Here is a 6,839-nt window from a genome sequence, read left to right on the forward strand (position 1 = left end):
CCTGTGGGCGTGGTCGTGGGCGGGCAGGTCGTGGGCGGGCAGGTCGTAGCCGCCGCCCGGGGCGCGGCCGGGCAGTGGCCGCCGGTTGGCCGGGTCGCGGCGGATGGTGACGACGGGGCCGCCGCTGTCGAACCAGCCGAGCGGGTAGACGGCGGTGACGTCGTTGAGCCAGCGGCGCATCTTGGCCTTGCCGTAGTCCTTGGGCGGCTCGTGGACCGGGAGCAGGTTCCGCCACCCGGGATGGGTGTGGTCGTGGGCGGCCTCGACCGCGTCCAGCACGTGCCCGAAGTCCTGGCTGCTCTCCCAGACGCAGCCCAGGCACGCGCCCCGGAACCGGTGCGGGTGGCGGCCGACCTGGAACAGCACGGTCGGCAGGTGCTTGTCGGCCTGCTGCAGCGGGGCGCGGGCGCGGCCGAGCTGGTTGCCCGGGTGCGTGATGTAGATGGCCCACGCTCCGGCCTGCGGGTTGGTGAGCGTCCGGTAGTGGAGCTGGCGGGCGACCGCGCCGCGCGGTTCGCCTCCGTCGATGACGTCGCGCTCGGCCATGCCGGTCACAGGCCCGGGTCGGCGTCGGAGTGGACGTGTCCGGAGGCGTCCACGGCACCGGCCACGTCGTACGGCTCCGGGAAGGGCGGCTCATCAGCGAACAGGCCGCCGCCGGTGCTGTCCTCCTCCGGCGTGGGCGGCGGCGTGTAGCGGTCCTCGGGAAACGACTGGCAGGACGGCTTGCACCCCACGCCGGCCGGGCTGCCGCAGTCCATCTGGCACTCGTACGGGTAGAGCGTCTGAGCGCGGATCCAGGTGGCGGCCTCGCCCGCGTAGCGGGTGACACGCGCCGGTCCGGCATCGCGGCCGGGCAGCGGCGGGGCCGCGATCGCGTACGTGGGCCCCTGCGCCGTTGCGTGGACGGTGACGTGCGTGATCGGCCCTGCCGGGAACTCGTTCGCGCGTCCGGAGCGCACGTCGAGCGTGCTGCCGTCCCTGCTCAGGCGGGTGAACAGCTCGTCGGTGTCCAGCATGCTCCGCAGGGTCTGGGCAGCCTCCTGCGGAGTGACCATGGACGGCATGCTGCGGATCAGCACGGCCTTGACCAGGGCCATCGAGCGCCGCCCGAAGTAGGGGATCTCGGCGAGGCCGGTCTCTCCCCGGTCGAGCAGGTCGCCGAGGGTGTGCACGTCGTTGCGGCGCAGCACGTTGTGCACGCTGATGGCCAGTCCGCTCAGCGCCTCCTCGATGAGGGCCTCGCGCGGCCGGCCGGAGCGCCGGGCGAGCTCGTCGAGCGGCAGGTGGGTGTCGTGGCTCACTGGGGTCCTTCCGTAGGGGTAGGCGAGGTGGCGGTCAGGACGTGGCGGTTCGCGTCGAGCCATTCGGCGGCGCCGAAGCGCTGCGCGCGGTCGGGGATGACGGCGACCAGGAAGGACAGGACACCGCCGGAAACGGCGCCGAGCACGGGCGGCAGCAGCTTGCGGACGAGGTTGTGGTCGGCGTCGAGGCCGAGGACTCGGTCTTCGAGCAGGGTGTAGCCGTCGGTGACGACCACTCCGGCGCTCTCGGCGGAGTGGACGAGCCGGGGGCAGGCCAGCAGCGAGAAGACCGCGCAGTCGACGTGAAGGCCAGGCTCGAAGGAGTACGGCATGTCCTTCACGCCGATCATCGCCATCGGGCCGTTGAGCGGTGTGCCGCAGGTGCCGCACAGGCGGTCACGCATGCCTTGGCGCTGCCGGACCGCGCAGTTGACGCCGAGGGTGACGCGGCCCTGGCCGGAGACGCAGTCGCAGTGGAGGACGCGGCCGAGCTCCGGGTCGAACTCCACAGTCTCTTTGCCGTCGGCCCAGTCGGCCACCCAGGGGACGGGGAAGCCGCGTTCGCGGGGGAGGGCCGCGATCTGCGGCGGCATGGGAGGCCGGAGGCGCTTCATGGTTCTCCTTGGTGAGGGGCGGCGGCCGGTCGGCCGCCGCCGTGGTGGTTACTTCTCGGCCGGCTCGGCCGGCGTCGCGGCTTCCGCCTCCTGCTGCTTGAGGAGGGCGGCTTGTGCGACGGCGGCCTTCTCCTGCTCGGCCAGCTCGGCGGCGAGCTGCTCGACCCGCTCGCGCAGCTTCCGGGCCTTGTGGTCGTGGTCGGCCTTGCGTGCGGGGCGTGGTGGCGGTCGTGCGCGGCGCGCAGCTCGTCCAGGCTGGGCTGCTTGAGCCAGTGCTGGGTGAGCTGGTGCACGATCGCCCGGGTGGCCCGCTCGGCCTTGTCGGTCACGCTCCGGGTGTTGTAGTAGCCGGGGCGGCCGACGTAGGGGCCGTTGCGGCCGTCGGCGCTGGTGTCGTGCGCGTCGTAGGTGCCGTCCCCGGCCAGGGTGATCGTGTTGACGACGGGAGCGCCGGGGCGCGGCTTGCTGCCCCGGTCGTACTCGTAGCGTGATTCGCCAGGAGCGGGGTCGTCGCCGTACTGCACTCTCAGGTAGTCCGGGCGGCTGCCCCGGTAGGCGCTGCGGTCGTACTCCATCGAGTCCAGGCCGATCCAGAACACGCCGACCGGGACGATGGCGTAGCGGGTGCGGCCCTTGTCGTCGTGGGAGACGTGGACGCGCAGCGCCTTCGTGCCCTTCCCGCCCGGCTTGGGGACGCTGATGACGACCGAGTTGACGCCCTCGACCCGGTCGCCGTCCCGGTACGGGTCATCGCCGAGCTGGCCGAGGATCTCCTCGATGTTGAGCCCGCCCACCAGCTTGAGCTGGTTGAACGCCTCCATCAGCACCGCTCCGCGCGAGGGGATGTGCCCAGCTTCGGGCTGGTAGACGGGGCAGGTGGCCGCGCATTCCTCGGGGCCTACGGTGCGGCACAGGGTGCAGGTGACGTCCTCCTTGGGCACCGTCTGAGAGACGTCATAGACGGCGGTGCCGATCATGGCCCGGGTGCGGCGGACGACCTCCTCCGTCTCGCCGGTCTGCGGGTTCTCGCGCTCCTCGCGCGGGTTGCCCTGGTAGAGCGACTCGATCCACAGCGGGACGGCGTCCTCGCGGAGCTGGCGTCCCTCGCCGTGCCACCACTTCTCTCCCTGCACGCGGGTCGCGTACGGGTCCTGCGCCCACAGCCGCATGCTGTTGGCGAGGGTGTGCCGGTTGTAGTGCGGGAACTGGGCGGCGTACAGCCGGAACTCGTCCAGCACGGCGGGGGTGTCGCGGATCGCCGCGGCGGTGATCTCGGCCGGAGGCGGCGGCCCAGGAGTTGCCGACCAGCTGCTGCTCGCGCCAGGCGGCGTACTCCTCGGGGGTCATCTTCGCGGCGCGGCCGGTCTTGGGCTGCTCGGCGGGTGGACGGATCATGCGTGCGTTCCTTTGCTTGCGTTTATGCTAGCGGGATAGAAGGGCGGGCCCGGGGCAGGGCCCGCCCTGTGTTGGTCAGGAGTAGAGGGTGTCGGCGGCGGCCCGCAGCTCGGGCAGCGGCCGGTGGAACGCGCGAGCGGTGAGGCCGCCCGGCATGTTCAGCAGCCGGTCGGCGCGAGCGTCGGCGGTGACGACCTTGTAGCCGTACACCGTCTTGATGGCGTCGGGGTCGTCGTCGGGGTCGGCCAGCACGTACTCCCAGTCCTCCAGGCTCAGCCGCGCAGGTTCGGCGGGCCTGCCTCCGAGCAGGACGCCACACGGCGCCGGCCTCGTCGCAGGCGATGGAGGCCACGTCCATGACCATCCGGCAGTCGCGCCGCTGCTCGGGGGACAGGCGGTCAAGCTCGAACGGCGCAATTGTGTAGCCGAGCCGGTCGGTGAGGGTGCGGAACTCGGTCTCCTTCCAGATGCCCGGGTTGGCTTCGATCATGTTGAGCACGTGGAGGAACAGGGGCTTGCCGCGCATGCTGTAGGCGGCGGGCCCGAAGTGGCGCTCGGCGTGCTCGGCGATCTCTTCGAGGGAGTTGCGCGCGTCGAACAGCGGGTGGTCCATCGCGTCGTCCAGGGGTATGCCGAGCAGGCGGGCGGCACGGTAGGCGACGTGGATGATCCGCTCGTGTTCCCGGCCCTGCGGGCACTCCCGCGCCAGCTGGCGCGGCGTCCGCACGTACGCCTCGGGGTCGTCCGGGACGGCCAGGACGTATGCGCGCAGCTCCATGTGGCTGCCGAGGTGGTCCAGGAACCAGGTGGCGCCGGTCAGCTCGCCGATCCACCCGGCGACGCACAGGCCCGTGCCGCACCGCCAGTCCTTCTGGTGGTGGGTCATCTGGCCGGGCTGGCAGGCGTTCTCGGCGGGAGCTGGCGCAGGAAGCGCAGCGTGGCCGTCATCAGCGGCCCGCCGCGCAGGTCGAACAGGTCCGGCAGGGCCGGGTAGGGGTGGACGGTCTGGCTGGTCATCAGGTTGCCTTTCGCTGGTGAAGGGGTCCCGGCCGGGCGGCCGGGACCCGGGAAGCTACTCGCTGGCGGTTTTCGCTAGCGAAGAGGGCGATCACGTCGCCGTGGCGGGTGACCACGTGGTGCTCGTAGGGGCACTCCTGGTGGCGCAGGATGCGGTCGTACGTTCGCGCGGCGCTCTGCCAGGTGGTGAACGACAGCTCCACCTCGCCGCCGCCGCAGACGACGAGCCACCAGTTCGACTTGGGCCGTCCGGTGGGGTCGGCGCTGGAGCGGCCACCCCGGCGCATCTCGATCACGCGGGCGCCGTCGCCCTGGATCACGGCCATGCCCTCTGCCGCGTCACGGTCGTCCCAGAGACCGGGCAGCGGCGTGACCTCCAGGTCGTCGCCGGTCGGCCCGTACGGGCGGACGCGTGCGACGCGGTAGCCGATGATCTTCGGTGTGTGGTGGTTCACGACGGCTCCGTTCCGAGCAGGTTGTCGGGGCATCCGGCGGCGCGGGCGCTGTCCTCGCACAGGCCGTACCGCCAGTCGGGGTTGTGGCGGATCAGCGCGACGACCGACGTCTCAGGGCAGTCGGGGCTGCAGCCGCACGCCCAGCCCTGTTCGCGGGGCAGGACGAGCGGCCCCCACGTCCACGTCTGCTCTGCCTCAGCCATCGATGCCCGCCCTCCTCTTCCCGGCCGGCAGTTCGGCCAGGGCCGCGGTGACGGCCGCCTCGACGGAGGCGTGGCGCGGGCTCGTCGAGACCTTGCCGGGGAGCCACTCGCCGCGCGCGTAGTAGCCGGGCAGGCGCAGCTCCTTGCACACCTGGCCGTACCTGCCGTCCGCCGTGTAGTACTCGGCGGCGACGATGTCGCGGTTGTGGACGGAGAAGATGGGGTTGGGCAGGATGCGCAGGACACCCGCGTCGGCCGCCGACAGCGGCTCGGCGGAGTCGCGCAGGACCCTCGTGATGTGGCCGCCGAAGTCGTTCACTGGCCGGTCGCCTCCTTGATCCGCTTCTCGCAGACGGGCCCGATCGCCTTCGCGATCGACGCCTCGGCTCGGAGGGCGCGGCCGCACATGCAGCAGAAGTGGTGCTGCTCGCCGAAGGCGACGGCGTCCTCCAGGGTGATGTGCAGCTCGGGCGCGAGCCGCTCGATCACGGTGGGGCTGACCATGCGGCGGTAGAGCTTGCCGCGGCGGACTTCCAGCCGCTTGATGTCCTGCTTGCCGGTGTAGCGGCGGCTGTTCTTGACCGCGTACAGGCGGCCGTCGAGCTTGTAGACGCCGGGCGTGAGCGTCGTGGATGCGATGGTCACAGGTGTGATGCCTCGTTTCGGGTAAGGGCGCGGCCCTGGCCGGGGCCGCGCGGGTGATGACGGTGTCGTCAGCAGGCGTCGCCGTGCGGGCCGACGAGCTGCACGGTGCGGGTGAGGCCGGGGTACGTGCGGCTGTGCTGCTTGACGTCCACGGAGTTGTCCATCCAGTACGTCTTCTCGCCGTCCTGCCAGTCCGGGTCGACCTCCCGCATGTGGCGGCAGAACTGCGCGTACCGCCGCTGCAGGCGGTAGACGCGTGCGTAGTCCTCCTTCGTCAGGCGCACGTGCGTGCGCTGCCAGAGCCAGTAGTCGCCGTGGTCCTCAGGGGCGGTCAGCCAGTAGCTCTCGATCGAGCGGCTCCAGCCGTGCTGCTGGGTGTTCTCGGCGAGCCAGCGCAGCACGTCGGCGGCGCTGCGGAACTCCTTGGTCTGGCTGGCCCAGTACGTGGCGGTGATCATGAGGTCTCCTTCGGGGGCGGTGTTGGCGGGACGGCGGCCGTGTGCGGGCTGTGGGGTGATTACGCCGTGATCAGCGGGGTGCCGGGCAGGTCCGGCAGGGCGGCGCGGATGGGGCCCTGCTGGATGGCGCGCATCGCGTCGAACAGCGTGCAGCCGTCGGCCATCGCGTATGTGATCGCCTCGTCCGCCTGCCGGGGCCCCCAGAGGGGGACGGTGCAGATGGTGGCGAGGAGCGCCTGGCGGACGTGCCCGTACGGGCCGGGGTCGCAAGCGAGCTTCTGGTCGTCGGCGGCGTTGAGCAGGTGCAGCGTGTCCAGCAGGCGTTCGGCGAGGGCGCGGGCGGGGCGGAGAACATGCTTGCGGATTCGCTAGCGAGATGCGCTAGTGGCCGGTGTTGGAGCAGACGGGCTGACCGTCCGTGGTGCGGGTGGTGGCGTGGGCGTCGCAGGTGCGGCAGATGGCCCACTCGCGGATCATGGCGAGCGCGTCGGTGATCCCGGTGCACGCCTCGGCGAACAGCCGCTGCTTACACGCGGGGTCGGCGTCGGCGAGGGAGGGGACGCGCTCGAAGTGGAGCCGCTCGTCGACGGCGGTGCGGGCGGCCGGGAGGAGGATCTCCTGGACGTCGTCGCGGGTGAGGCCGTAGGCGGATGGGTCGTCGAAGTTCTCGGCCGCGACGTGCACGGCGCACACGACCGCCCTGGCGAGCGAGCCGCGCTCGTCCAGGATGCGCCGCCCGGCCTCGTAG

General features: G+C 71.9%; 12 protein-coding genes. All 12 read right to left on the minus strand.

Going from position 1 to position 6,839, the window contains the following annotated elements:
• Positions 1-546: DUF6349 family protein (locus C1J01_RS44840; protein ID WP_235855091.1), on the minus strand; the 546-nt coding region annotated here is incomplete at its 3' end.
• Positions 547-551: 5 nt separating this feature from the next.
• Complete coding sequence (locus C1J01_RS44845; RefSeq protein WP_181449317.1) at positions 552-1,304, minus strand: ribbon-helix-helix domain-containing protein; 753 nt, start codon at positions 1,302-1,304, stop codon at positions 552-554.
• A complete protein-coding gene (locus C1J01_RS44850) occupies positions 1,301-1,918 on the minus strand; it encodes a hypothetical protein (protein WP_146615964.1) in 618 nt (205 codons plus the stop codon). Before C1J01_RS44850 ends, C1J01_RS44845 begins: the two co-directional genes overlap by 4 nt.
• A complete protein-coding gene (locus C1J01_RS44855) occupies positions 1,915-3,156 on the minus strand; it encodes a hypothetical protein (protein ID WP_111185112.1) in 1,242 nt (413 codons plus the stop codon). The genes C1J01_RS44850 and C1J01_RS44855 overlap by 4 nt, the downstream gene beginning before the upstream one ends.
• A gap of 179 nt (positions 3,157-3,335) precedes the next feature.
• Positions 3,336-4,199, minus strand: a complete 864-nt coding sequence (locus tag C1J01_RS49395; RefSeq protein WP_146615965.1) for a hypothetical protein — start codon at positions 4,197-4,199, stop codon at positions 3,336-3,338.
• Positions 4,196-4,330, minus strand: coding sequence for a hypothetical protein (locus C1J01_RS53375; RefSeq protein ID WP_268958812.1), 135 nt, complete (start codon positions 4,328-4,330; stop codon positions 4,196-4,198). Before C1J01_RS53375 ends, C1J01_RS49395 begins: the two co-directional genes overlap by 4 nt.
• Positions 4,330-4,785, minus strand: coding sequence for a hypothetical protein (locus C1J01_RS44865; protein WP_111185114.1), 456 nt, complete (start codon positions 4,783-4,785; stop codon positions 4,330-4,332). Before C1J01_RS44865 ends, C1J01_RS53375 begins: the two co-directional genes overlap by 1 nt.
• Positions 4,782-4,988, minus strand: a complete 207-nt coding sequence (locus C1J01_RS44870) for a hypothetical protein (RefSeq protein ID WP_111185115.1) — start codon at positions 4,986-4,988, stop codon at positions 4,782-4,784. Before C1J01_RS44870 ends, C1J01_RS44865 begins: the two co-directional genes overlap by 4 nt.
• Entirely contained in the window at positions 4,981-5,307 is a 327-nt protein-coding gene (locus C1J01_RS44875; RefSeq protein ID WP_111185116.1) for a hypothetical protein, read from the minus strand. The genes C1J01_RS44870 and C1J01_RS44875 overlap by 8 nt, the downstream gene beginning before the upstream one ends.
• Positions 5,304-5,633 (minus strand): DUF6011 domain-containing protein, encoded by a 330-nt coding sequence (locus C1J01_RS44880; RefSeq protein WP_111185117.1) that lies wholly within the window; start codon positions 5,631-5,633, stop codon positions 5,304-5,306. Before C1J01_RS44880 ends, C1J01_RS44875 begins: the two co-directional genes overlap by 4 nt.
• A gap of 68 nt (positions 5,634-5,701) precedes the next feature.
• The gene (locus tag C1J01_RS44885) at positions 5,702-6,091 is read right to left on the minus strand and encodes a hypothetical protein (RefSeq protein ID WP_111185118.1); all 390 of its coding nucleotides are present in this window, start codon (positions 6,089-6,091) and stop codon (positions 5,702-5,704) included.
• Between the two features lie 381 nt (positions 6,092-6,472).
• On the minus strand, positions 6,473-6,839 hold a 367-nt coding region (locus C1J01_RS50685; RefSeq protein WP_181449318.1), incomplete at its 5' end, for a hypothetical protein.

Source organism: Nonomuraea aridisoli, from assembly GCF_003236395.1.
Taxonomy (GTDB): Bacteria; Actinomycetota; Actinomycetes; order Streptosporangiales; family Streptosporangiaceae; genus Nonomuraea; species Nonomuraea aridisoli.

Excerpts from the sequence above, each read along its gene's own strand:
- C1J01_RS49395 (WP_146615965.1), bottom strand. The coding sequence starts at position 4,199 with ATGACCCACCACCAGAAGGACTGGCGGTGCGGCACGGGCCTGTGCGTC.
- C1J01_RS53375 (WP_268958812.1), bottom strand. The coding sequence starts at position 4,330 with ATGACCAGCCAGACCGTCCACCCCTACCCGGCCCTGCCGGACCTGTTC.
- C1J01_RS44885 (WP_111185118.1), bottom strand. The coding sequence starts at position 6,091 with ATGATCACCGCCACGTACTGGGCCAGCCAGACCAAGGAGTTCCGCAGC.
- C1J01_RS44850 (WP_146615964.1), bottom strand. The coding sequence starts at position 1,918 with ATGAAGCGCCTCCGGCCTCCCATGCCGCCGCAGATCGCGGCCCTCCCC.
- C1J01_RS44870 (WP_111185115.1), bottom strand. The coding sequence starts at position 4,988 with ATGGCTGAGGCAGAGCAGACGTGGACGTGGGGGCCGCTCGTCCTGCCC.